This is a genomic window from Serratia sp. NGAS9, assembly GCF_009905295.1.
GTDB lineage: Bacteria > Pseudomonadota > Gammaproteobacteria > Enterobacterales > Enterobacteriaceae > Serratia > Serratia bockelmannii.
In genome coordinates this window covers 2,428,686-2,453,077 of sequence record NZ_CP047605.1, presented here as the reverse complement: position 1 = coordinate 2,453,077, position 24,392 = coordinate 2,428,686, and the positions used below count along the sequence as shown (strand labels likewise).

The window sequence follows — 24,392 nt, the reverse complement described above, 5'->3', positions numbered from 1 at the left end:
CTTATTTCGCCATGCCGAGATCGATCACCATGCGACCGCGAATGGTGCCCGCCTTCATCTCGTCGAAGATGGTGTTGATATCGCCCAATGGCCGTTTGGTCACTTTCGGCGTCACTTTGCCTTCGGCAGCGAACTGGAACGCCTCTTTCAGATCTTCGCGTGTGCCGACCAGCGACCCCACCACCTGAATGCCGTCCAGCACCAGGCGCGGAATGCTCAGATCCATGCTCTCCGGCGGCAGCCCCACGGCCACCACTTTACCGCCGGCGCGCACCGCATTGACCGCCGAATTGAAGGCGGCTTTCGCCACCGCCGTCACCACCGCCGCGTGAGCGCCGCCGGTTTGCTGCTGAATGATCTCCTCCGCATTTTGCGTTTTGGAGTTGATGGTCAGATCGGCGCCAATCTGTTTGGCGAACTCCAACTGGCCGTCGTTGACGTCGATGGCAATCACTTTGGCGTTAAACACGTTTTTGGCGTACTGCAACGCCAGGTTGCCCAGCCCGCCCAGGCCATAGATGGCGATCCACTGCCCCGGCTTGATATCGGAAATTTTCACCGCCTTGTAGGTGGTGACCCCGGCGCAGGTGATACTGCTGGCGGCGAAAGAATCGAGCCCGTCCGGCACTTTCACCGCGTAGTCCGCCACCACGATGCACTCTTCCGCCATGCCGCCGTCAACGCTGTAGCCGGCATTTTTCACCGAGCGGCACAGGGTTTCGTTGCCGCTGACGCAATATTCGCAATGGCCGCAACCCTGGTAAAACCAGGCGACGCTAGCGCGGTCACCCACTTTTAACGAGGTAACGCCCTCACCGACGGCGGAGACCACGCCGATACCCTCATGTCCCAACGTAATGCCCGGCACCTCGCCGAAATCGCCGTTTTTCACGTGCAAGTCGGTGTGGCACACCCCGCAACACTCCATTTTTAACGCCGCCTCGCCGTGCTTCAGCGGGCGCAGCACTTTATCCTGAATGTCTACGGTATGGTTTTTCGTCACTACGGCAGCTTTCATGCTGTATTCCTCCAGCCGGATTATAAAAACGGTCTTGATCACGGTCGTTACTGTCACCCAGGGCGACAATTCACATTCTCTTTTTCCGCTAAACGGTTAGCTTTAAAATATAGCAGAGAAATTTTTTTTATTGAATTAATTGCACGGCATTGCAGAATGCATGAGTGCCATTCACTTAACACAATAAAAACAACGCTCTCTAATTAATGTAACATCACCTGTCACAGAAATACCCTTAGTTCAATAACGACTGAATAAGATTATAATTAACACGCTTAATATCATTGATAAAAAAGTTATTTTATTTATCATCATGATTTTGAAATGGTTTAATTTTATTTATACTTTCATTGACAGAATCAATTACCTCCCCTAGTTTTAACTATGCTGTTTATCTCTGATAAGACTTTTCTTCACCTTCTATTTTTCATCGCCGCTATTTTTAGCGGCGCTACCCACAGCTGTCTAAAAATTCGAGGTTATATATGTCGACGACACAATTTAAAGTTATTAGCGTCAGTTCCGGCTCCACTCAAAGTTTGGATTTTGGTTCACGGGTGATTAATGCTTCCGTCGCCGTTCAGGGGTTTAACGTTTCTTACGGCAACACCGACCACCACCTGAAAACAATCGACGTCTCCAGCGCGATCGCCGGCCTCAGCGGCAGCAGTGTCACGGTGTCCGCCACCTGCTTTATGGAGGACAAATCCAACAATAAAACCTCAGGTACGGTAAGAGTGCTGGTGATCGCCGAATGCGAATCCTGAGACGTTGAGCGGCCGCTGGCCCGCCGTTTGGGCGCAGAGGCGCATCGCCTGGCTTTCAATCGCCCCTGGCGATTGAAAGCCATTTTGTTTCCCTGCGCTTTATCGATGAGGGTATTTAAAAATGAGTGACAAAACCAACGGTCAGATCCCGCCAGTACGGCCAAGCCAATTCGAAAGCAATGAAAAAAACATATTCGAAGACAGCGTCAATCTGTTTCGCGGCGATGTGAATTTATCGCTTGATTTGGTTGCGTTAACCGGAAGGAATCAACTCGACGTCAAAGTCACTGCATTTTATGGCAGCAACATCAAAAATGAAATTTATCAATCAAATGTTAGCGCACCAACCGGAATTATGGGATTAGGCTGGCAATTGCCTTTCGAACGCATTGAAGTCGATCACCGGGATAATGCAACACCCGGTGACAACCTTTATCGAATTTATACCAACAACGCCTCATCAGAATTAATTCGCGCGCCCAACGATTGGCTGAGAGCGAAATTACCAATCGCCGCCACCACCGCGCTCAATAGCGGCAAAGTGGACACCGAAATCCAATCCGCTTTCATCGCCGCCGGCCTGCAGTTGGGTTGCCATGCTCAGGTCGTCACGCGGTTCGACGATCGACAATGGGAAATTATCGACCCAGTCTATCAGCGCACCTTCAACGTGCTGCGCCAGGACGCCGAACTCGCCGTCTTCTCCGGCGGTGAAGCGTTTGAGTGCTTCCACTATGATTTCAGCAAGGTCCTGTATTATCCGCAGTTCGAACGCTGGGAGCTGGTCAAGGACAACGGGGTCAGCTACTTCTACGGCGGCAACGCGCAGGATGATCAGAGCATTCAATGGAAAGTGCGCTGGGGCAACTGGTCGGGACAATCCGCTTTGACCCACTCGCCCCAGGGCGATGCCTTGCAGGCTCGCTTTGCGGCAATCTGGAATCTGGCGCAGGTGGAAAGCCTGTGGGGCGATCGGATCGCCTTCCGTTACGAGGCCGTTGAACAGCCGGTTGGCGAACGAGGCTTAAGTTTTACCAAAGCCTGCTACCTGACGCGCATCACCGACATGTTCGATCGCACCGTCGATTTTGGCTATCAGGAGAAGCGGTACGACACGCAGTCGCCCGCAGGCCCACGGGAATACCTGTCTCCGCATTGGGATACCCCCTACAGCAAGGCCCCCGGCAACGCCGCTTCAGCCTATCAGGATCGCTACGAAACGCGCTATCTGGACAACATCGTCGTCAAAAACTCGCAGGGCACATTGCTCTATGCGGTGCAGCTGAGCTACGACACGCAGAGTAATTTCAGCGGTTACCCGCAAAGCGATCCGCTTTACGGTGATACCGTCAAACGCACGCTCACCGGCGTCCAGCGGCGCTATGCGGAAAATTGTGCGCTGCCGCAGATGCAGTTCAGCTACTGGCCGGCGGGTACGGTCAATGCCGGCGCGCTCAGTGGCGCCGTCACGCCGGACGGTGCGAAAATCGCCTACCGGTATAAGCAACAAACGCTGCCGCTGTGCGATCGCCAGCGGCAGATCGTCAGTCCCTGGCCGCGCAGCGCCAAACCGCGCGTATGGTTCGGCGGCGATTACGCGGTCTGCCTGTGGCTTAACGAGTCGAGCGACCAAATCCACGTCACGTTTTACACCTGGCTTGGGCGCTGGCAATGCTGGGCTCCCGAGCAGCAAACGATCAAGGCCGCTTTCGACATCAACAGTGTCAACGTCGTCACTGCCGGTGATTTCGCCTGCCTGACCTATGCCACCCCGCAGAGCGGCAAATCCTATGCGCATGTCTATCACAAGGATAACCGCAAATGGGGCGAGTGGTTCGACAGCGCGCCAATCGCCGCCAACACCACCCAACTGCAGCTGGCCGCCGGCGACAACTTTTTTGTGGTCTGCGACAAGGATCAACGGACGCTGCTGCGCTACACCTGGGATAACTTCACCAAACGGTGGGCGATCGCCGATAGGTCTGGCGATCTCAACGCCACCGCCCGCCCCTACATCGCGGCGGCCAACGGCTATTACGCCGTCCTGGATTATGCCCCCCTCACCGGCGGCGAACACCGTAATCGGCTGGCGCTTTATTATCAGGATAGCCAAGAACAATGGCGAAACGGCGCCTCACTCCCGCTGGTGTTCACCCTCGGCGGCGATGCGTCGGCCACCCGTTTCGGTTTTGCCGCCGGCGCCTCGTTTATCGCGCTGACCTACATCACGCAGGAGGTTTCGCTCAGCGTTGATTACACCGTCAAGGTCATCGGATGGGACGCGGCATTCGGCGCCATGACCAGCACTGACTTTCCCTGCCGCCTGCCGAAAAGCGCGCCGTCGCAAACCCTCACCATTCCGTTCCTGGCAAAATTCGTCAACAACGCCATGATTGCGTCCGGCCCCTATCTGCTGCGCTATAACGGCGCAGACTGGCTGCGTAACGACAGCCTGCTGTTACGCAGTACCTGCAGCGATCAGGACATCAACTGGTTCGCCTACGGCGCCGATTACGCAATCGCCGTGAGCAACCGCGAATTCGCGGCTCAGGCGCGCATGGTAGCCTACGATCCCAACCGGCAAATCACCGCCTGGAACGATGCGGCGCGCGATCTCTATACCCGTGACGATCCGACGTCGGAAAGAAAAAGACACTACTTCCCGACGGCAGGCGCGGATATCGCCACCATGGGCAACCGCGTCTATCACCGCGGTTCCTGGTGCAATTGGTTGGACGCGGCAGCCGGATATGCCGAAGTGCCCTACGCGATAGACAGCACCACCATGATCAATCAGGGACCGCGCTTTATCTCTTATCTGAACCTGGACGGCACGGCAGCCAAAAACACCACCGTGAAAACCTTCCGCAATCAGGCCTTCGCCGGCGATGACACGCTCACGCAACGTTATTTCACGCAGATTGGCGTCTCCGGCATGGTCAAACCCAATATCAACGGCCAATATCCCGCCGGCCTGTCCGCGTTCGTTACCTATCTACCGCTGAACAAAGACTTCGATAATGCGGAAAGCCTGACGCTGAATCGCTACCTCGACAACACGCTGCAAGGCGCACTGGTGGATTACTGCGTCGACACGGTCAGCATCGATGACGGCTACGCCGTCAGCACCACCTGCTACGTGTTCGACATTGCGACAGCGACCTGCGACCCTACCGGCGCGGTCTTCAAGTACTACAAGAGTGCCAGCTATCCCGGCAGCGAGAGCATGTCCGCGCCGCGCTTCGGCTATCGCGAGAACTATTACTTCAATGGCCTGACGCGCCAGGATCCGCAGGTCGGCCAGCGAGTTCGCGCTGCAGATCAAGCGTCATCCGGGCTGTTGGACGGCCAATTAATCGAGCAAAAGGTGTTTGACGCCGACGGCAATCTGTTGGTTCACGAACAAAAAAACCTGATGGCCTTCACCTCCGTAGCGATCGACGGCGTCGAGCGACCGCTGTTCGGCGGTTATACGCGCTGCATCGCCGACAACAGCCTTAATGATGGCCTGGCGATACGTACCGATTATCGCTATGACTCACGCTTCGGCAAATTGATCCGCGAGCGCTTTGACAATGTGACCGCCACCGGAGAAACGCAGGGCGTTGCCAAACTCTACGGCTATGCGTTCGAAGCCTATCCCTGGTTCTTACTGAAAAATGCGATCGACGCGCCCTTCAGCCAATTCGACGCAGCGGGGAGCGCGGCGCTGGGAGAGGCGCTGCCAATCTACGCCGGCAGTCTGCAACGCTACGGCGCTCTGCAACGGCAACAGCCGCTTGCCGATGAAGCTGCGCCGACAGTGTGGGCCGCCACGCAAGCCTATGTGCTGCAAGCCGCGATTGGCGCCCAGCCCCCCAGCCCGCCGGCGCTGGCAAGCGATCCGGGTGACGCGTGGTTGCCGGTAGGCACAATACTGGCCAGAACATTCTATGGTGCGATCCTCTCCCAGAAAAACAGCGAAAGCCAGGTCGAAAGCACGCTGTGGGACAACAACCAGATCCTGCCGGTGGCGGCGTTCGTCAGCGGCGCGGCGGATGAGTGCGATTTCATCGGTTTCGAACCCTATCAACACAGCACCGATCCCTGGCGGCTCGACGGCGATACGGCGATCGTCGACGACGACGCCTATGTCGGCAGCCGCAGCCTCAAACTCGGCGTCGGTGCGACCCTGACCCGAACGGCGCCGCTGCGGCAAACGCAGCCGGTCGTTGTCTCCGCCTGGATCAAAACCTCGCCCGGTTTCAACGCGGCGCCCGGTGCAGCAAACTTGATCAGCCGTAGTGGCAACGCCGCGCCGCACACCACGCCGATCGTCCCCACGGCAGAAGGCGCTTGGGTTTACTGGCAAAGCGTCATCCCCTATAGCGGCGATCCGGAGCGTCCGCTCGCGCTCGCCTTCGACAACCAAAAATCGGTCGGCTATGTGCTGTTCAACACCGTCAGCGTCACGCCGTTGGCCAGCAAGATGGAGGCCCGCTGCTACGATCCGCTGTATCTGGATGAGATCGCCGTTATGGGTAACAACGCCGATGTCCAGCGCTGCGGCTACGATCCGCTGCGGCAAAAGTTCGTTGAGACCGGGCCACAAGGCGAAAGCAAGAAAGGCGTGGTGAACTATGCGCCACGCAGTTGGCACGATACGCTGCCATTCAGCTACCCGCAGCACGATCCCGCCAGCAGCTGCGAAATTCTGGCCGCCGACGGTGGGCAATACGAAACCTTCACGCAGGGCGAACAAACCTGGACGCGCTGGCGGCGCGACGACGACAGCGCCTGGCGTCTCAGCCAGGGCCGGCTACTGCATTGCGGTACGACGTTCAACCGCCTGCGTTGGTTGGCCACCGCCGGCCGCTACGCGGTGGGCTTCACCCTTTCGTCGCCGGCGACGCAGAACCTCGCCTTCGGCCTGACGATCGGCGACAGTCTGAGCGCCCAGTGGGACGCCATCGCGGGATGGCGGCTGACGCTGGCGGGCAACACCTACACTGACGACGCGACCAACGGCTGCCTGCCCACCTCGGTGCTGCTGGTACCGGGCGACGATGCCGTTCTGTTATATGCCGACGGTCGTCAGGTTTTCGCCCTTCAGACCGATGCGAGGATCGACGGTGAATTCAGCCTGCAGGCACAGGGGGAAATCTATTTTGCCAATGCGGTTACCTTCCGCTCGCCACAGCTGGCCATCACGTATAAAAACGCCAACCGGCAGGAAACGCAGCATCAGGTGCTGAACGAAGGACGATGCCTGGTGCGTGAAACGCTGTACGACGCGCTGGGCAATACGGTTGCCGAAACCAAGATCGCCGCCTTTGAACGCACGTTGTTCGGCTACCGGGCGGCCTTTGTCCGCACACTGGACGCCGCAAACGGCGTGATGACCGGTGAAGTGAGTGATTATTACCCGCAGGACGAAGGTTACCCCTATAGCGGCACCCGTTATGAGGCTTCCTCGCTGAAACGCCCGGTGGCCAAAGGCATGCCAGGCAAAATCTTCGCCATTACCGGCGACAACCCGCATATTACACGGTTCATTTACGCCGTCACCGATCACACGCAGGTGGCAGGTATCGCCTGTCGCCCTGGAGAATTGCGGGTGAGCGCCCTGTACGATGCCGATGGCACCGGCGTGCTGTCACTCAACGATCGCCGTGGCCAGACGCTGAGCAAGCAGACCGAGGCCGGCGGCGTTGTTCGCGACGCTGTCCAACAGATCTTCGACGCGGCGGGCAATATCGTGCAGGTTCGCCACCCGTCGTCTTCCCCGGCGGATGACGCCTTCATCAGCCACAATCGCTACAACTTCCTGTGTCAGCTCGCTGCACGCGTCACGCCGGATGCCGGAGAAACGACGTATATCTACGATCCTGCCGGACGTCTGCGTTTCAGCTCAACGCCGCTGAGCCGCGCGAAAGACCGCGTGTTGTATAAAAAATATGACGTTCTGGGGCGCCTGAGCGAGGATGGCGAAGTGGCGCAAGCCTGGGGTGACGGTTCGGCGCTGCAGGCGATCGCCGATAACGATCCGCACTACCCGCACCATGATGACTGGCAAACGCAAAACGTCTATGACGGCGAAGGCGACGAGCCGACTCTGCGCGGCCGCCTGTGGAAAATGTACCGTCGCGCCGCTGACGGACTCTGCGTCGAAAACTGCTATGGCTACGATACGGGAGGCAATGCGACCCTGTCGCAACTGCGTCTGCCGGACGCTGGCGATTACATCACGGGCTATGCCTACGACAACCTCGGCAACGTCATCCGCATCGATTATCCCGCCGGCGCGCCGCTCGCCAGCGTGGCCTATCGCTATAACGACATGGGACAAACCGCCGCCATCGGCACGCCGGACGATCCGGAGAAGTTCGTTCGCTACCGTTACCATGCCGACGGCAGCCTGGCTGAAGAGCAGTTGAATTCACAGGGGGGGCGGGCGCTGCGACGCACCATGAGTTATAACTCTCCCGGCTGGTTGAATGAAATCAACAACCACTATGCCGACGGCGCACCGCTGTTGAAACATCGCTTCAGCTACACCGACGGCGGCTACGAGGGCGCCGGTTACTTCAACGGCAATATCGCCGGCGTAGTGCACGACAATGCGGTCAGGCCCGAAAACAGCTTCGCTTATCGCTATCGCTACGATCCGCGCGGCCAATTGACGGTCGCCGAGCACAGCGTCAATTCCGCCTACAGCCTCGGCGTCGGCGCGCCGCTGACCTTCGACGCCGGCGGCAACATCCTCCGGCTGCAACAGGGAGACACCCTCTTCAGCTACGAGTATCAGCCGAACAGCGGCAAAGTCGCCGCCGTGCTCGCCAATGACGCGGTCGCGCAGCGTTACGAGTATGACGTCGTCGGTAACGTCACGCTCTCCGCCAGTCGCGGTATTCAGCGTATCGATTACAACCCACTGAATAATCTTCCGTTAACGATCGCACTGGATGACGGCCGCCAGCTTGCGCTGTGCTACAACGGCATCAATCAGCGGGTGCAAAAGCGGTTCGCCGACGGCAGCAAACTCGCTTACGTACACGGCCTGAGCGACGCGCCGCTGATGGAGTTCGGCGCTCGTACGACGCAATATCTCTATGGCGTCGGCGGATTGCTGCTGCTCATCGACGGTGGTGAGGCCCAGTACGTGCTGAAGGATCAGCAAGGTTCGATCCGTGCCGTAGTGGCGGAAAACGGTCAGGTCAACGCATTGCTCGACTACATGCCCTTCGGCCAATCGTTGCCGACTGGCGTCGGCACGTCCTCGTTACTGCGCTATCGCTACACCGGCCAGGAGTTGGACGAAGATTTGGGACTCTATAACTATCGGGCGCGCTTCTACGATCCGCAATTGGGGCGCTTTTACTCCTGCGATCCTAGATTCCAGTATGGCGGCCCTTACGTCTACTGCGGCAACAACCCGGTTAATCAGACCGACCCTTCCGGTGAGATCGCCCCAATCATTATCATCTTGCTGATCGGGGCCGCCGTCGGCGCCGTGCTGGGCGGCGGGGTCGCCCTGTACAGCGGCTATCAGTCCGGATTGCGCGGCGGCGCGCTAGCCGGTTATGTATTCGCCGGCGCAGGGATAGGAGCCCTCGCCGGGGCTCTGTCCGCCGCCGGCGGAGTCGGCGCCTTTGCCGCAGGGTCGGCAGCGGCGGCGGCAGCTTCCACCACCGCCGGCGGCATTGCGGCGGGCCTGGCGGCCGGCGCAGGGGTCGGAGCCACCGTAGGCGCGGCAGTAGGTGCGGCGCAGGGAGTGAGCCAATTCTTCATCAACGACGCCTTTGGCGTCGCCAACAGCGGCAGTTGGCAACAGTCGCTGCTGAAAGGCGCCGTTACCGGTGCCGTCGGCGGCGCGATCAGTGGCGGCGCCGCAGGGGTTGGCGGTGCGGCCGCCTTCCAGCAGGCTGCGCGTTTCGCTGAGCTGACCGGCGGCAACGGCTGGGCCTTCAGCCCGACCTCGCTCACCCAGGTCAGCAACGCCTACAACGCTTTCGGTAGCCTGGGCATCGTGCCGTTGCCAGCCTTCGTCAGCCGCATCCCCAACTACAACCTGCCACTGGTCGGGGGAATGCAAAGTTTCGTCCTGGGGAAATTCAGCCTGCCAACTTTCAGCAGCCTCGGCGGTGCGGTGGCCAAGCAGGCCGTCTCGCCGCTGCTGCCGAGCGGCGGTGGCACGGCGACAGGAACCCCGCCGACGGCCTTCTATGGACAACAGGCCTACAGCCCGGCGATGACCGGCAGCATCGGGCTGCAAACGGCGCTGGTATTGGATCCCGCCGGCTGGAGCAACGGCAAAGCATAACCCACGCAGGGTGCGGGACTGCGCGTCCCGTCCCTGCGTCTTGATGAGAGGCAACGTCATGAATGATGCAACGATTCGCTACCATCAGGTGCGGCAAAAGAGCACCCACAACTCGTATCAACGCACGGAAAGCTACCCGGCTCAGGCGCTGTACTGGCGCATCCGTTCCCTTGAGATCGATATCCACAACAGTAATAACGCCGCCGGTTGGCCGCAGTTAAACGGCAACTGGTACGTTTATCATCTGGCGGTCATCGATCAGGTCAGCTCAGTCAACACCTTGGCGGATGCACTGGATGCGTTGTTGGCGTTTCATCGCGCGGTGCCGCAGCACGAAGTCGTCACCCTGTGGCTGGATTTGAAAGACGACTTCAACGCCGCCCGAGATCAAACACCCGAATCGCTCGATCGTTTGTTGGCCGAGCGCCTGGGGCGCGAACACATTTGGGGACCACCCGATCTGATCGGCGACTGCACCGATCTGCAAGCAGCGATCGCCGCCTATGGGTGGCCGTCGCTCGACACCCTGCGCGGCAAGTTCATTGTTGGCTGCACCACCGGCGATCTCGCCTCGCCGAATTCGGTGCTCAATCAGTATGTGCAAAACGGCGCCACCGCCAATCAACGGCTGGCGTTCGTCACGCCGGAAATCACCCAGGCGCAACAAATCGACCAACACGCCTGCGCCGTGATGTTCAACCTCTCGGCCGCCCACACCGCCCTGGCGAACGCGGTGTTTACCGCCGGCTTTGTCGGCCGCGCCTACGGCCTGAACGACGCAAACAGTTGGGCTACCGGCTGGAACAGTCGCGCGCACCATCTGGCCACCAACAAGGTTAACGCCGATTGGGACGGGTGGGCGCGCACCGATCTGCCGATGACCGGCTATCCGTTTACCGGCATCGACGTCACGCTACCGCCGGATCTGACCGAATCCGGTGCACTCTGCGCCATCAAGGTCGACTCCGGCGATATCTGGAATAAACGCGACAGCGGCTATTTTCGTTTCGATCGTGCCACTATCGGTGCCGAACGCACGCTCAGCGCCTTCGTCGCCAACCCGCAGTCACATACCGACGGCTTTATCAAAGGCGGAGTGATGGCGCGGGCCACGACCGCCGATGACGCCGCCTATATCGCAATATTTCAAACCGCTGCTCACGAAATCCGCATGCAGTACCGGCGGGATAACGGCGCCGGTACGGAAAAAATCGATGCCCGTCTGCCAAATGGCGTCAACGGCAAGCCCGTCGTCAGCAGCAATACGCCGATATGGCTGAAGCTGACGGTTCGGGCCGATGGCCACCAGGCACAAGGCAGTTATTCAATCGACGGCCTGATCTGGCACGCCGTAGGGGAGATCGGCGTCAGCCAAACGCTGCCGCTGCAAGGCTGGGCGGCCTCTTCACACGGCGCCGGCTCCGTAAAATGGCTGTTCGGCGGCGCAAAGACGCCGACAGAGAGCACCGTCTTCGGCAACTCGGCCACCGGCGAATTCATCGCCGACAGCGCCCCTGCCGCGAGCCTCGGCCCCTACCGTTAGGAAAATTGACAACGGCGGTGCGGCAGCTGATGATGCAAGCACCGCTTCCTACTCGATCCGCCAACGATGAAAAATGCCCCCGCAGTGACGATCCACTACTGTTCGCAATGCAACTGGCTGCTGCGCGCCGGCTGGATGGCGCAAGAGCTGCTAAACACCTTTGGTGACGATCTCGCCTCCGTCACCCTGATGCCGGGCACCGGCGGGGTCTACCAAATCAGCGTCGATGGCGTGATGATTTGGGATCGCAAGATTGACGGCGGCTTCCCCGATGCGGCGCAGTTAAAGCAGCGGCTGCGCGATCACAGCTTCCCCGATCGCTCTCTCGGCCACAGCGACGGTAAAAAAGCCAGGCACTGAAGGCCGTCAGCGCCCCGTCGGCGGCTGCGCGCCGATAATGCGCGGCATCGTTTCTTTCATCATTTCCATGAATTTGCGTAAACGCGCGGGATAATAGCTGGCGTAAGGATACAGCAGGTAGATAGGCAGTGGCTCGGCTCGCCACAGGGGCAACAGCGTCTGCAGAGATCCTTGCGCCAACTCTTCTTTCACCACCCAAGACGACACGATCGCTACGCCCAGCCCTTCCAGCGCCGCTTTACGCGCCGCATAAAGGCTGTCGGTGCTCAACCTGGGTGCGATGCCGAAACGCCGCTGCTCGCCGCTGGTCGCGTGGGTCAGGACGACCTCATTGCGATAAAAACTGTTTACCGCCAGCCACGGCAATGATGCCAAATCGTCGAGATCGACGATCGCCGGTCGTTCAGTCAACAGTGCGGGTGACGCCACCGTGCTGCGCGGCACTTCCGCCAACAGCACCGCCACCACCGAAGGATCGGTCACCGCGCCAACGTGAATGGCGCAGTCTACGCCTTCGGAAATGAAATCGGGAGAGTGGTCGTTCAGCGTCCACTCCACGCTGGTTTGGGGATAGCGCCGCAAATACTCCCCGAGCGGCCCGATCAGCTGATCCTGCCCAAAGGCGTGCGGAGCGCGCACGCGCAGTGCGCCAACCGGTTCGTCGCGCGCGCCGCGCAGCGCATCTTCCAGGCTTTGCCATTGCGCGAGCAAGCCGCGCGCTTGCTGATAGCAGCGTTCGCCGTCATCGGTAAGATGGAGCGCATGCGTCGTCCGTTGGATCAACCTGGTGCCCAACAGCTGTTCCAACGCCCGCAGACGTCGGCTGATGGTCGGCTGCGAGGTGCCCAGCTGCTGCGCCGCCGCCGACAGGCTCCCGCTCTCGACAATACGCACCAGGGTTTGCAGCAGGATTATACGGTCGCCGTTGGGTAAATTAATTTTATTCATACGTGTTACGTATAACAGTTCTACCCATATCGGGTCTACCCGCCGATAACATTCACGACAAAAATAGCCGCACATCCACCTTGTCAGGAATTATCGAATGAGCCTCTCACCCACCGGCGGTGCGCTTTCCGCCAAAACCGTTTTCCTGTTGGCCACCGGCGCCGGCCTTAGCGTCGCCTCTATTTACTACAGTCAGCCGATGTTGAGCGTCATGGGTGCCGACTTCCATGTCGGCGTTGGCGATACCGGATTCGTACCGACCCTGACCCAATTGGGGTATGCCTTGGGTATTCTGTTACTGGCGCCGCTGGGCGATCGCCACGATCGCCGCGGGATCATTCTGGTGAAGGGCGTGCTGCTGGCCATGATGCTGCTGTTGTGCAGCCTGGTTTCCTCTTTTTCGCTGCTGTTGCTCAGCAGCCTGACGCTCGGCCTGGCCGCCACCGTCGCGCAGGACATCATCCCCGCCGCCGCGGCTCTGGCTCCTGATGCCCGACGCGGTAAAATCGTCGGCACCGTGATGACCGGGTTGCTGGCCGGTATTTTGCTGTCGCGCGTGTTCAGCGGGCTGGTCGCCGATTATTTCGGCTGGCGCAGTGTTTATGCGTTAGCCGCGCTGGCCGTTTTACCGATCACGCTGGTGATAGGGCGAGCTTTGCCGCGCTTTCAGCCTCACAGCACGCTGAGTTATCCCGCCTTGCTGCGTTCGATGAGCCGGCTTTGGGCCACCTACCCTGAATTGCGGCGCGCGGCGTTGTCTCAGGCCTTTTTGTCCGTCGCCTTCAGCGCCTTCTGGTCCACGCTCGCGGTGATGCTGGCCGATCGCTATCAGCTGGGCAGCGCAGTCGCCGGCGCGTTCGGCCTGGCCGGCGCAGCGGGTGCACTGGCGGCACCGTTGGCGGGCAGTCTGGCTGACCGATACGGCCCAGACGGCGTCACTAAAATCGGCGCTGCGCTGGTAACGGTTTCTTTCGCCCTGATGTTTTTACTGCCGTTACTACCGCAATCGGCGCAATGGGGGCTGATCGCGCTGAGCGCCATCGGGTTTGATCTCGGCATTCAGGCCACGCTGATCGCGCACCAGACCATTATTTACGGCCTCGATCCGGCTGCCCGCAGCCGCCTTAACGCCATTCTGTTCACGCTGGTATTCATCGGCATGGCCACCGGCGCCGCACTGGGCAGCCGCGTACTGGAACACCTGGGATGGCCGGGCGTAGTGGCGCTGACGACGGCCGCGGCGGGTGTTGCTTTGCTGATCCGCATGACGCGCCACTCTTTGCGTGCAACAGCCTGATCCGCGCCGTGATAGGCGCTCGGATAACGCAACCGGTTGATTTCGCCCGGGCCACCTGCGCTATACTGAGCGCCCTTTTTGCCACGCATTTAAAACAATTTTATGATGGAACGCTTGCTAGAAAACGCGATGTACGCCTCCCGCTGGTTGCTCGCACCGGTTTATTTCGGCCTTTCACTGGCCCTGGTCGCCCTGTCGATCAAATTTTTTCAGGAGATCCTGCACGTCCTGCCCAACATTTTTTCTGTCGCGGAAGCCGATCTGATCCTGACCCTGCTGTCGCTGGTCGATATGGCGCTGGTGGGCGGGTTGTTGGTGATGGTGATGTTCTCCGGGTATGAAAACTTCGTCTCGCAGCTGGATATCACCGAAGGGAAAGAAAAACTGAGCTGGCTGGGCAAAATGGACGCCACCTCGCTGAAAAACAAAGTCGCCGCGTCTATCGTCGCCATTTCCTCCATTCACCTGCTGCGGGTGTTTATGGACGCCAAGAACGTGCCGGACAACAAGCTGATGTGGTATGTGATCATCCACCTTACCTTTGTGCTGTCCGCCTTCGTGATGGGCTACCTGGATAAAGTGACCCGCTCCAAGCACTAAAACGTACTGCCACACCCGGTCGTCATGATCGGGTGCCTCCCTCACGCGCCCTTCTTCGCCTGTTTCCCCGCCGTCGTTTTTTTCATCTGGCACATCTGATGATAATTTTATTATAATGTTATTACACTCATCATGGACTGAACGCCGGCCCTTGCACCGGTTTCGCCGCAGACAGGATCACGCTCTCTCATGCCATTGACTGGTCACCCCCTGCAATTCAACGATATTCAGGCGATTTTGCCTCATCGTTATCCCTGCCTGTTGGTCGATCGCGTGCTGCCCGCCGGCACCTGCATTGCCGAAGGGAGGCTGAGCGCCATCAAGAACATCACCGCCAATGAGCCGACGTTCTGGAACGGCCACGCACACTTCGCCGGTTTTCCCGGCGTGCTGTTGGTGGAAGCGCTGGCGCAAAGCACCGGTCTGCTGGCGCATTACTATCTCGGGGCGCTAAACGAGGGGGAGCATTACTATTTTGCGGCCATTCAGCGTGCGCGGTTTTATCGCGCCGCCCGCCCCGGCGATCAGGTGCTGATGGAGGTGGCCTTTGTGCGCCGCCGCGGGGCGATCGCCCGCTTTACCGGCCGCGCCAGCATCGATGGCCAGCGCATTTGCACCGCCGATTTCATGTGCGCCCGTAAATAGGCCGCTTGCCGAAGGAGCCCTGCGAATACCATGTCTCTGGTTGACAGCTTACTCAAAACCCTTGATTTCTCTCCGCGCGGCCAGGTGATCGCTCGCGAAACCGACGCCTGGGGCGAAATCATCGTTTCCGACCACAAGGACTACCGCACGCTGCGGTTTGACGGCATCTGCGAACAGAGCAAGATGAGCCTCAGCAACCCCGTGCAGCCGATCCACAACTACATCAAAGCGATGCTGATGGCGGTGGCCTGGCAGCCGCCGGCCTCGGCGTTGATTTTGGGGTTGGGCGGCGGCAGCTTGCTGCGTGCGCTGCACGCGCTCGATCCGGCGATGCGCCTCGACGTCGTCGAGCTGCGCGCTGCGGTGATCGCCGTCGCACGCCGCTATTTTACGCTGCCGGCCACCGACACCATCAGCCTGCGCACCGCCGACGCCATAGACTTTGTGCGCCCGCCCGCCGAGACGCGTTACGATCTGATCTTCTCCGATCTCTATTCGGCGTTCGCCATGGATCCGCAGCAAGGCACCCAGACATTCCTGGAAAACTGCGCCGCGCGGCTGAACGACGGGGGCTGGCTGGTGCTGAATTACCACGATCTGCCCGACGAAAACAGCCTGCTGTACCACAGCCTGCACCGGATATTCGGCACCGTATTGTTTTGCGTCGCCCCCAGCGGCAACGTGATCATTTACGCCACGCCGGCCCAGGTGACGTTGCCGCTGAGCGCGCTGCGCAACCTGGCCGCCGGCAGCGGCGAGCTGTTCAACTGCGAACTCGGCTACCTGTCACGCAAAATAGAGCGGCTGCATTTCCGCTAAAGACGAGCGGCGACGCGGTCTGGCTGGCCGCTTCGCCCACGTGGTATTATCATTCAGTTATCATTCTCTGGAGGATCCTGATGGAAAAGAAAACGGCGCGGCTAACGGTGCTGATTGACCCGGACAAGAAGAAAGCTCTGGAAGAACTGTGCCTACAGCAGGACGTCACCCCTTCCCAGGTGGTACGCCAGCTGATCCGCGATTATCTGCACAAGCATCAGGTTGACTATCCCAGCCAGCCGACTCACGCCAATCCACGCGTCGAAAGCAATTGAGCGGCTGCCTGTTCCGCCTACTGTGAAGCGCGCGTTGCTCCTGCGCGCGTCCCTAATCCGAATCCTCCGTTACGGTCTGTCCATTCTGCAATATCGCTGCTACTGTTTGCGTTCATACTCTCTCTTCGGAAAGGAAGCGCCATGTTCAGCCATATTACCGTCGGCGTCAGCGATCTGGACGCCGCCGCCGCCTTCTACGACGCCATTCTGTTGCCGCTGGGATTACAGCGGCGGGAAGTGACGCCGGACGGCGGTCCCGCTGCCCGCTGCTGGGTGAAGCCGGGCCAAACGCTGCCGCGTTTCTATGCTTACCAACCCTTCGACAGGCAGCCAGCCAGCGCTGGCAACGGCAGCATGCTGGCCTTTCTCGCCGCCGATGAGCTGGAGGTTAAACGCGCCTACGCTGCTGGTCTGCTGGCGGGCGGCAGCAGTGAAGGCGAGCCCGGCGAACGCGCGCATTACGGCAAGGGCTATTACGGCGCTTACCTGCGCGACCCCGACGGCAACAAGGTCCATGTGGTGTACCGGGGAGATCTCGCCTGATGAAATGTTCGGTTTATATCGCCACCAGCGTAGACGGATTCATCGCCGGCGCGGACGGCGACATCGACTGGCTGCTGCGCCCCGAGTACGCGGTTTCGTTGCTAAACGGCCTGAGTTATGAGGCATTTATCGCCGACATCGACGCACTGGTAATGGGGCGCCATACCTATGAAAAAGTCCGCGCCTTTCCCGAATGGCCCTATGGTGACCTGCCGGTGGTGGTGCTGTCGACGCAGCCGCCCTCGCCGCACGAGACAGGCCACGTTCGCTGGATGAATGGCGAACCGGCGGCCATCGTGGCACAGTTGGCCGAGCAAGGCTGCGGTCACCTGTATATCGACGGCGGCCAGACCGTACAGCGTTTCTTGCAGGCCGGATTGATCGACGAACTGACGATGACCCGCGTGCCGCTGCTGCTGGGTGGCGGCATTCCCTTGTTCGGCGCCGATGGCCCGGAGCAACGCCTTCGCCTGCTCGCCGTCACCCAGTCGGACAATGGTTTCGTGCAAGAACGCTACGCGGTTCAGCGCGCATCGTAACGCAGCATCCGTCGGCGGCCGCCGAAGGCGATGAGCAACGCAGCCAGCGCCAACAGCGCCGCCACGCCGTAAGTCACCCGCATGCCGTCAACCGCGGCCGCCGCCGCAGTACCCGCCACCTGCTGCGAAGCCAGATAAAACAGCGCCCCCATCGCCGAAGCGCCGGTGATCGCCCCGAGATTGCGCGCCAGGTTCACCATGCCGGCGATCAGCCCGCGCCGTTCAGGAAACAGATCCTTCATCAGCATGGTGTTGTTGGCCACCTGAAACAGCGCATAGCCGGCGGTCAGCAGCGCGATGGGGGCGATATAGCCGAGCACGCCCCAGCGGTTAAGCAACGACAGCAATGCCGCCCCGGCGGCCACCGCCGCCAGCCCAAACTGGGCGATGCGCTGCGAGCCAAAACGATCCACCAGATAACCGGCCGGTATGCCGGTCAGGATCGCCACCGCCGGCCCCGCCGACATCACCAGCCCGACCTGCGCAGCGCTTAACCCCAGCGCGCGTGACAGATAGAACGGCCCGACCACCAGCGTGGCGGTCATCACCGTCATCACCAGCGCGCTGGCCGCCAGCCCCGCCGTCAGGGCCGGATGGCGGAACAGCGTCGGCGCCAACAGCGGCGATACGGCGCGGCGTTCCACACCGATGAACAGCGCCCCCGCCAACAGCGCCCCCAGCATCAACGCCAGGTTGAGCGCGCCAAAATTGCCGCGCCCAAGGGTCATCGCCAGTGAATAGCAGAGCAATGCGCCGCCCAGCAGCAGCGTACCGGCGCGATCGAACGGTTCCGGGGGCGCTGCCGCGCGCGGCCCATTCGGCAAGTATCGCCAGGCGAGCCACAGCGCCAGCAGCCCCAGCGGCAGGTTGATCAGGAACATCGCCCGCCAGCCGAAACCGACGATCAGCGCGCCGCCCAACGACGGCCCCAGCGCGGTGCCCACGGCCGACATAGTGCCGAGCAGCCCCATCGCGCGGCCGATTTTTTCCGTGCCCAGCGCCTCGCCCGCCAGCGCCATGGCGATTGACATCATGACTGCGCCCCCCAGCCCCTGCGCCAGGCGCGCCGCCAGCAGCAGCCAAAGCTGCGGAGCCAACGCACAAGCCAACGAAGCGGCGGTAAACAGCGCGATGCCCGCCAGCAGCAGGCGGCGGCGATTGAGGCTGTCGCCCAAGCGGCCGATGCCGATGATGCAGGTGGTGACGGCCAGCAAATAACAGAGCAATACCCACTGCACCGCTTGGAACGAGGCATGGAACGCGGTGGCGAGCGCCGGCAGCCCGACATTGGCGATGCTGATGCCGAGCGATGACAGCAGCATGCTCAAAGACAGTGCGGCCAGTATGCCGCGGACGCCCTGCGGCGAAGGATGGGATAACATGATAAACACTCCTGACATAGACTGAGGATTAGCCTATGTCAGGGGGTAGGATGGCGGAAGACGCACGGCGTGCACTGTATCCATGCGCCTGACGCCTTATCTGATGCGAGCCGTTACCAGGCGGCGATTTCCGCCTCGGTGAGCGGCAACGGCTGAGTCACACCGGTTTCCGCCGCCAGGGTGGCCGCCTCCAGCACCGCCATTACCGCCAGCGCCTGCGGTGCGGTAACCGGATTGCTGCCGGCGCCGCGCAGCGCGTCGCGCACCTGGACGTAATATTGACGCTGGTCGCCATCCGGCGTCGGCAGCGTACGCACCGGCTCCGTGCCGATAAACAGGCTCATCGCATCGTCGTCTTTGCCCCACTCCGCCGAGCCCGGCGTCACGCCAGCCAGCAGTTGGCTCTCCTGCCCGTCGGCGCGCGCTTTGACCACGCTGCCTTTCTCGCCGTGCACGGTAAAGCGTGAGACGCCGCCCGCCACCAGCATGCTGCCGTGCAGGATCACGTGGTGCGTCGGGTAGTTGAGCACCACGTGGGCCCAGTCGTTAATCTGCGCGTTGGGGCGCAGCGTAGCGATGTTGGCCTGCACGCTGTGCGGTAAACCGAACAGCTGCAGCGCCTGATCGACCATGTGTGGCCCCAGATCAAACCACAGCCCGCTGCCCGGCAGGTTCTGCTCGCGCCAGCGCACCCGCACTTCTGGGCGGTAACGATCGATGTGCGACTCAAAGTGCGTCACCTTTCCGATCAGCCCCTGTTCGATCACCTGCTTCACGCCCAGGAAATCGCTGTCCCAGCGGCGGTTCTGGAATACCGACAGCAGGCGATCGTGTTTTTCCGCCGCCGCAATCAGCGTACGCGCCTGCGCCAAATCCAGCGTAAACGGCTTATCCACCACCACGTGCTTGCCCGCCTCCAGTGCGGCCAGCGCCAGCGGCGCATGGGTGTCGTTCGGCGATGCGATCACCACCAAATCCACCTCCGGCCGGCGGATGGCCTCCAGCGGATCGGCGATCACCTGCACGTACGGCAGATCGGCATGCACCTTGGCGGCATCGCGCGAAGCCACCACGCTCAGTTCCAGCCCCGGCACCGCGTTAATCAGCGGCGCGTGAAACGCCTTGCCGACAAAGCCGTAGCCAATCAGCGCCACCTGCAACGGTCGAGCAGTATCGTTCATCAGTGTTCTCCTCTAGCGGTCGTCGGCGACGACACAAAGTTCAATCAATGATTGTTCGTCCAGGTTGTCCCACGGGCGATCGGTAAACAGACGTTGGATCTGCGCCAGATCCGCAACGTGATGCGGCTCGCAGCGGTCCAGTTTCATATGGTCGGCCACCAGCCAGCGCTCGCCGCTGTTGGCCAACATGGCGCGTTTGACCTCTGCATCGGCCTCTTCGCCGGCGCTCAGTCCCAGCTGGGGATGCACCGCACAGGCGCCCAGTAAGGCGATGTCCGCGCGGTAGCGCGCCAGCAACGCCAGCGTGGCGCTGCCGGCGAATAGCCGCTGACGCACATCCCACTGACCGCCAAGCAGGATCAGGTTGATCTCCGGCCTGTCGCTCAGGCACTGCGCGATATCCAGCGAAGCGGTGATCACCGTCGCCGGGCCGCGCAACGCCTGCGCCACCGCCAACAGCGTACTGCCCGCATCCAGCATCAGGGTGCTGCCGGGCGGGATCTGCGCAGCCACCGCGCGGCCGAGCCGCTGCTTGATCTGCGGCAACAGCGCCGCGCGCGCCTGACGTGGCATGCCGGACGGTTCGAGCGCGATCGCCCCGCCGTGATTTTTCTGCGCCAACCCTTGCCGCTCGAGATCGGCCAGATCGCGGCGCACGGTATCGACCGAAACGCCGATGGCGCCGGCCAATTCCGCCACCGCCGCCTGCCCGCGTTCGCTGAGCAAATCCAGTAAATGGCGCTGTCGTGCCGCTTTGTGCATGGGCTTATTCCGCCGTAAAAAGCATAAAACAGCAATATACAGCAGATAACAGCAATGGAGAAGCCGCAATTGTGCGCACCGGCGATCAAACATCTTTTCGCCTGTGGGACGATGATGATGAAGACATAACGCATAACAATCCGGAGAAACGCATGAACATCGATCTGACGTTTGAACACCTGAACGCACGCGCCGTGCAATACAATGCCCGCGCTTCGGTGGAGGATTTTGACGCCTGCATGGCGGAATACGCCGCGCTGGCCCAGCGCGCCAAGGCCCAGACGCCGGGCATTTACGATCTGCGCTACGGCATGAGCGCCGCCGAGCGCCTCGACCTGTTCCCGGCCAGCGCACAACCCGCCCCGCTGCTGATCTTTATTCATGGCGGCTATTGGCATTCACAGCGCAAAGAGGAAGCCTGTTCGATGGCCGCCGCGTTTGCTCGCCGCGGCGTGGCGGTCGCCACGCTGGAATACACGCTGGCGCCGGAAGCGACGCTCGCGGAGATCGTACATGAGGTGCGCAGCGCCGTCGCCTGGCTCTATCATCACGGGGCACCCTTCGGCATCGATCCGGCGCGCATTTTCGTCAGCGGCAGTTCGGCCGGCGGTCACCTGTGCGGCATGCTGATCGCCGACGGTTGGCAGCAACGCTATCGCCTGCCGCCCGACGCGATCAAAGGCGCGCTGGCGCTGAGCGGCCTCTACGATCTGCGCCCGCTGTGCGATATCTACATCAACGACTGGTTGCACCTGACGCCCAAGCAGGCGCAAACCCTCAGCCCGCTGTTTTTACTGCCAGCGAAAGACCATGCGCCGCAGATCCTGCTCGACGTCGGCCAGCGGGAAACGCAAGGTTTCAAAAACCAGACGCAGGCCTATTATGACGCTTGCCGGGCGCATGGCCTCGACGTCCAGCTGCTAGCCGACCGTCACTGCAATCACTTTACGCTGGTCAACGAGCTGGCGGATGCGGAAAGCGCGATGTTCCGGCAGGTGATGGCGATGATCGACGCAACGCAACGGTAGCCTGCCGCTGCAACCGCAGCCTGGCGGCGATCGTAATCACCGCCAGCGCGGCGAACAAGGCTCCGCACAGCAGGCTGCCCTGTAGCCCCCACGCGGTAATAAACCCGCCGCCCGCCAGCGAGCCCAGCGCCACGCCCAGATTGATAAAGGCGATATACAGCCCGGTGGCGAACGCCGGCGCTTGCGGGGCTTCGGAGGTCAGCCAAATCTGCGTGACAATCAAACCGCTGGTGTGCGCCGCTCCCCAATACAGGCAAAGCGCCGTCATCGAGCCAATATTCACGCTGCCATAGCGATACAGCAGCGCATAAGCCGCAATCAAGGCTATCGGATGCAGCAGCACCGTCACCGCACGATGGCGGCTCAGCCATCTGCCGGCCAACAGGTTGCCCACGACACCGCCCACACCGAACGCCACCAGAAGAAAGCCGATGACGCCGCCGCTGAGACCGATTTCGCGGCTGAGGTACTCGGCCGCGTAAGCATAGACGGCAAACATGGCGGCAAAGATCAGCACGCAGGTAGTGATATTCAGCCACAGCGTACCGCTGCGCAGTATCGCCAACTGTTTGCCATAGCTGAGGCGCTGTACGGCCGCATCAGGCAAACGCCACAGCAATCCCAGCGCCGCCAGAAGGTTCACCCAGGCACAGAACCTGAACGACGCTTCATAGCTGAACTGTCCGGCGATCCATTGCGTCAGCGGTATCCCCAGCACCATGCCCATGCTGGTGCCGATGAACGCATAAGCGGTTGCTTTGGTAGCTTGATGCGGCGGATAAAGCGCCGCGGCCGCCACCATGGCCAGTGAAAAATAGATCGGATGAAACAACGCCGGCACAATGCGCAGCAGCATGAGCATGGAGAAGCTGTCCACCTGTGCGGACAGCGCGCTGGCCGCCGCAAACACGGTCAACGCGATCAACAACATGCGTTTGCGATTGAATTGCGACGCCAACAGCACCAACAGCGGCCCGAGCAGCGCAATGGTCAGGGCGAAGATCCCGACCAGCCAGCCTGCCTGCGCCGTGGAGATGCCATACCGTGCAATGATCAGCGGCAAAATGCCCACCACGCCGAACTCGATGCAGTAAACGCCGAACAGCCCCAGCGCGAGGAAGAAAATCGGTGGCATCAGACCCATCACCTCACTCCCGTCGCGGCATAAACCGCCTGACAAATCTCGCCGACAAAGGCGCCGGACATCCCCTCCAGCGCCGTGTTGGTAAACGCCACCACGCTGAGCTGTCGGGCAGGATCGACGAACCACGAGTGGCCATAGGTGCCCCCCATCCGCCAGCTGCCTACGGACTCCGGCGTTTGTGCGGCGACGGGATCTTTCAGCACGGTGATGCCCAGGCCAAACCCGCGCCCTGGCCAAAACGGCATCGTTAAATCGCCGATTTGGTTGGTGGTCAGCGCCGTCACCCACTCGGTTGGCAGTACCGGCTTTCCTCCCTGGCGCAACGCTTCCAGCAAGCGCAGGAAATCCTCGGCCGATCCGACCATACCGGCGCCGCCTGAAGCGTAAGCCTGCGGATCCAAGGCTCGCGCCGGCGACAGAAGAAAACCGGCGCTGCCATCGATGAACGGTAAACGATCCGGTTGGCGCAGGCGGCGTGGCCCACCGGGATGGTCGGCGTAAGCGGCCGCCAGGCGCGCGGCGTCCACCGCCAGGAAGTCGGTATCCGTCATCGCCAGCGGCCCGGTCACCCATTTTTTTACTGCCTGCGCCAGCGGCAGGCCGCTCGCCTGTTCAATAACCGCGCCCAACACATCGGTGGCGATAGAATAGCGCCACGCCGCGCCGGGCGGAGCCAGCAAAGGGGCGCAGGCAATACGCCGCACGTTTTCCTGCAGGCTGACGGACGCGTCATCCATACCGTCGGAGACCGCCGACTGAGCGTAGAATCCCCCTTCCGGCTGGAAAAATCGGTAGCTTAATCCGGCGGTGTGGGTCATCAAATGCCATAACGTCATCAACGGTTGGGTGCCATCCGCCAGTCGCGGACAAAAATTCGGTAGCCAACGCGTGATCGGATCGTCTAACCGCACGGCGCCTTGCGCCATCAACGCCAGCGCCGCCGTGGACACGATCGGTTTGGACACCGAGGCCAGACGAAACAGCGTATTGAGCGCCATCGGCCGGCCGGCTTCGCGATCCGCCATGCCCGCCGCGCGTCGATAAACGATTTCACCGCCCTGCGCCACCAAAACGACCGCGCCAACCAATCGTTTTTCGCGTAAGGCTTTCTCTATCGCGCCGTCAATCGCGTTGGCGGTGGATCCGTATTCATTCATCTTTATTACCCCAGGTAGTCAGCCCATGCTGTCGCCACCGAGCATAGGGCGTGGCGATTAACGAAAAAACAGGCTAGATTTC

General features: G+C 60.9%; 19 protein-coding genes. 12 read left to right on the top strand and 7 right to left on the bottom strand.

Going from position 1 to position 24,392, the window contains the following annotated elements:
- Nucleotide 1 precedes the first annotated feature (1 nt).
- On the bottom strand, nt 2-1,018 hold the full coding sequence (gene adhP, locus GUC32_RS11845) for an alcohol dehydrogenase AdhP (protein WP_261456362.1): 1,017 nt from the start codon (nt 1,016-1,018) through the stop codon (nt 2-4).
- 557 nt (nt 1,019-1,575) lie between these two features.
- On the opposite strand from adhP, the gene GUC32_RS11840 reads away from it, so the two are divergent.
- The 4 genes from GUC32_RS11840 to GUC32_RS11825 all read left to right on the top strand — a co-directional run bounded on the left by GUC32_RS11840 (nt 1,576) and on the right by GUC32_RS11825 (nt 11,990).
- On the top strand, nt 1,576-1,785 hold the full coding sequence (locus tag GUC32_RS11840; protein ID WP_049207659.1) for a hypothetical protein: 210 nt from the start codon (nt 1,576-1,578) through the stop codon (nt 1,783-1,785).
- A 355-nt stretch (nt 1,786-2,140) separates the two neighbouring features.
- The gene (locus GUC32_RS11835) at nt 2,141-10,087 is read left to right on the top strand and encodes an RHS repeat domain-containing protein (protein WP_369435749.1); all 7,947 of its coding nucleotides are present in this window, start codon (nt 2,141-2,143) and stop codon (nt 10,085-10,087) included.
- A gap of 58 nt (nt 10,088-10,145) precedes the next feature.
- Nucleotides 10,146-11,630 (top strand): Ca2+-dependent phosphoinositide-specific phospholipase C, encoded by a 1,485-nt coding sequence (locus GUC32_RS11830; RefSeq protein WP_049207663.1) that lies wholly within the window; start codon nt 10,146-10,148, stop codon nt 11,628-11,630.
- A 66-nt stretch (nt 11,631-11,696) separates the two neighbouring features.
- The gene (locus GUC32_RS11825) at nt 11,697-11,990 is read left to right on the top strand and encodes a SelT/SelW/SelH family protein (RefSeq protein WP_004928553.1); all 294 of its coding nucleotides are present in this window, start codon (nt 11,697-11,699) and stop codon (nt 11,988-11,990) included.
- Nucleotides 11,991-11,996: 6 nt separating this feature from the next.
- On the opposite strand, the gene GUC32_RS11820 is transcribed toward GUC32_RS11825, so the two are convergent.
- Nucleotides 11,997-12,938, bottom strand: a complete 942-nt coding sequence (locus tag GUC32_RS11820; RefSeq protein ID WP_025302807.1) for a LysR family transcriptional regulator — start codon at nt 12,936-12,938, stop codon at nt 11,997-11,999.
- Between the two features lie 97 nt (nt 12,939-13,035).
- Here GUC32_RS11820 and GUC32_RS11815 point away from each other — a divergent pair, with 97 nt between their 5' ends.
- From GUC32_RS11815 to GUC32_RS11785, 7 genes are all read left to right on the top strand, one after another.
- Nucleotides 13,036-14,235, top strand: a complete 1,200-nt coding sequence (locus GUC32_RS11815) for an MFS transporter (RefSeq protein WP_089195874.1) — start codon at nt 13,036-13,038, stop codon at nt 14,233-14,235.
- A gap of 105 nt (nt 14,236-14,340) precedes the next feature.
- A complete protein-coding gene (locus tag GUC32_RS11810; protein WP_025302805.1) occupies nt 14,341-14,835 on the top strand; it encodes a TIGR00645 family protein in 495 nt (164 codons plus the stop codon).
- 189 nt (nt 14,836-15,024) lie between these two features.
- The gene (gene fabZ / locus GUC32_RS11805; protein ID WP_025302804.1) at nt 15,025-15,480 is read left to right on the top strand and encodes a 3-hydroxyacyl-ACP dehydratase FabZ; all 456 of its coding nucleotides are present in this window, start codon (nt 15,025-15,027) and stop codon (nt 15,478-15,480) included.
- A 30-nt stretch (nt 15,481-15,510) separates the two neighbouring features.
- On the top strand, nt 15,511-16,299 hold the full coding sequence (locus tag GUC32_RS11800; protein ID WP_164063165.1) for a spermidine synthase: 789 nt from the start codon (nt 15,511-15,513) through the stop codon (nt 16,297-16,299).
- An 80-nt stretch (nt 16,300-16,379) separates the two neighbouring features.
- Nucleotides 16,380-16,574 carry a ribbon-helix-helix protein, CopG family gene (locus GUC32_RS11795; protein WP_004928567.1) on the top strand — a complete coding sequence of 65 codons (195 nt, stop codon included), beginning with the start codon at nt 16,380-16,382 and terminating at the stop codon, nt 16,572-16,574.
- A 141-nt stretch (nt 16,575-16,715) separates the two neighbouring features.
- A complete protein-coding gene (locus GUC32_RS11790; protein WP_025302802.1) occupies nt 16,716-17,117 on the top strand; it encodes a VOC family protein in 402 nt (133 codons plus the stop codon).
- Nucleotides 17,117-17,656 carry a dihydrofolate reductase family protein gene (locus tag GUC32_RS11785; protein ID WP_188016062.1) on the top strand — a complete coding sequence of 180 codons (540 nt, stop codon included), beginning with the start codon at nt 17,117-17,119 and terminating at the stop codon, nt 17,654-17,656. Before GUC32_RS11790 ends, GUC32_RS11785 begins: the two co-directional genes overlap by 1 nt.
- Here the strand turns inward: GUC32_RS11785 and GUC32_RS11780 are convergent.
- The 3 genes from GUC32_RS11780 to GUC32_RS11770 form a co-directional block, all read right to left on the bottom strand.
- Entirely contained in the window at nt 17,641-19,038 is a 1,398-nt protein-coding gene (locus tag GUC32_RS11780) for an MFS transporter (RefSeq protein WP_049204010.1), read from the bottom strand. The two genes, GUC32_RS11785 and GUC32_RS11780, sit on opposite strands and share 16 nt — an antisense overlap.
- Before the next feature lie 113 nt (nt 19,039-19,151).
- Entirely contained in the window at nt 19,152-20,219 is a 1,068-nt protein-coding gene (locus tag GUC32_RS11775) for an oxidoreductase (protein WP_369435748.1), read from the bottom strand.
- Between the two features lie 12 nt (nt 20,220-20,231).
- Entirely contained in the window at nt 20,232-20,981 is a 750-nt protein-coding gene (locus tag GUC32_RS11770) for a DeoR/GlpR family DNA-binding transcription regulator (protein ID WP_025302798.1), read from the bottom strand.
- 152 nt (nt 20,982-21,133) lie between these two features.
- Between GUC32_RS11770 and GUC32_RS11765 the strand changes: the two genes are divergently transcribed.
- On the top strand, nt 21,134-22,009 hold the full coding sequence (locus GUC32_RS11765) for an alpha/beta hydrolase (protein WP_369435747.1): 876 nt from the start codon (nt 21,134-21,136) through the stop codon (nt 22,007-22,009).
- On the opposite strand, the gene GUC32_RS11760 is transcribed toward GUC32_RS11765, so the two are convergent.
- Nucleotides 21,936-23,153, bottom strand: coding sequence for an MFS transporter (locus tag GUC32_RS11760; protein ID WP_025302796.1), 1,218 nt, complete (start codon nt 23,151-23,153; stop codon nt 21,936-21,938). The two genes, GUC32_RS11765 and GUC32_RS11760, sit on opposite strands and share 74 nt — an antisense overlap.
- Nucleotides 23,153-24,310 carry a serine hydrolase domain-containing protein gene (locus GUC32_RS11755; protein WP_369435746.1) on the bottom strand — a complete coding sequence of 386 codons (1,158 nt, stop codon included), beginning with the start codon at nt 24,308-24,310 and terminating at the stop codon, nt 23,153-23,155. The genes GUC32_RS11760 and GUC32_RS11755 overlap by 1 nt, the downstream gene beginning before the upstream one ends.
- Nucleotides 24,311-24,392: the final 82 nt, after the last annotated feature.

Excerpts from the sequence above, each read along its gene's own strand:
- adhP (WP_261456362.1), bottom strand. The coding sequence starts at position 1,018 with ATGAAAGCTGCCGTAGTGACGAAAAACCATACCGTAGACATTCAGGAT.
- GUC32_RS11835 (WP_369435749.1), top strand. The coding sequence starts at position 2,141 with ATGGGATTAGGCTGGCAATTGCCTTTCGAACGCATTGAAGTCGATCAC.
- GUC32_RS11830 (WP_049207663.1), top strand. The coding sequence starts at position 10,146 with ATGAATGATGCAACGATTCGCTACCATCAGGTGCGGCAAAAGAGCACC.
- GUC32_RS11825 (WP_004928553.1), top strand. The coding sequence starts at position 11,697 with ATGAAAAATGCCCCCGCAGTGACGATCCACTACTGTTCGCAATGCAAC.
- GUC32_RS11820 (WP_025302807.1), bottom strand. The coding sequence starts at position 12,938 with ATGAATAAAATTAATTTACCCAACGGCGACCGTATAATCCTGCTGCAA.
- GUC32_RS11815 (WP_089195874.1), top strand. The coding sequence starts at position 13,036 with ATGAGCCTCTCACCCACCGGCGGTGCGCTTTCCGCCAAAACCGTTTTC.
- GUC32_RS11810 (WP_025302805.1), top strand. The coding sequence starts at position 14,341 with ATGGAACGCTTGCTAGAAAACGCGATGTACGCCTCCCGCTGGTTGCTC.
- fabZ (WP_025302804.1), top strand. The coding sequence starts at position 15,025 with ATGCCATTGACTGGTCACCCCCTGCAATTCAACGATATTCAGGCGATT.
- GUC32_RS11800 (WP_164063165.1), top strand. The coding sequence starts at position 15,511 with ATGTCTCTGGTTGACAGCTTACTCAAAACCCTTGATTTCTCTCCGCGC.
- GUC32_RS11795 (WP_004928567.1), top strand. The coding sequence starts at position 16,380 with ATGGAAAAGAAAACGGCGCGGCTAACGGTGCTGATTGACCCGGACAAG.
- GUC32_RS11790 (WP_025302802.1), top strand. The coding sequence starts at position 16,716 with ATGTTCAGCCATATTACCGTCGGCGTCAGCGATCTGGACGCCGCCGCC.
- GUC32_RS11785 (WP_188016062.1), top strand. The coding sequence starts at position 17,117 with ATGAAATGTTCGGTTTATATCGCCACCAGCGTAGACGGATTCATCGCC.
- GUC32_RS11780 (WP_049204010.1), bottom strand. The coding sequence starts at position 19,038 with ATGTTATCCCATCCTTCGCCGCAGGGCGTCCGCGGCATACTGGCCGCA.
- GUC32_RS11775 (WP_369435748.1), bottom strand. The coding sequence starts at position 20,219 with ATGAACGATACTGCTCGACCGTTGCAGGTGGCGCTGATTGGCTACGGC.
- GUC32_RS11770 (WP_025302798.1), bottom strand. The coding sequence starts at position 20,981 with ATGCACAAAGCGGCACGACAGCGCCATTTACTGGATTTGCTCAGCGAA.
- GUC32_RS11765 (WP_369435747.1), top strand. The coding sequence starts at position 21,134 with ATGAACATCGATCTGACGTTTGAACACCTGAACGCACGCGCCGTGCAA.
- GUC32_RS11760 (WP_025302796.1), bottom strand. The coding sequence starts at position 23,153 with ATGGGTCTGATGCCACCGATTTTCTTCCTCGCGCTGGGGCTGTTCGGC.
- GUC32_RS11755 (WP_369435746.1), bottom strand. The coding sequence starts at position 24,310 with ATGAATGAATACGGATCCACCGCCAACGCGATTGACGGCGCGATAGAG.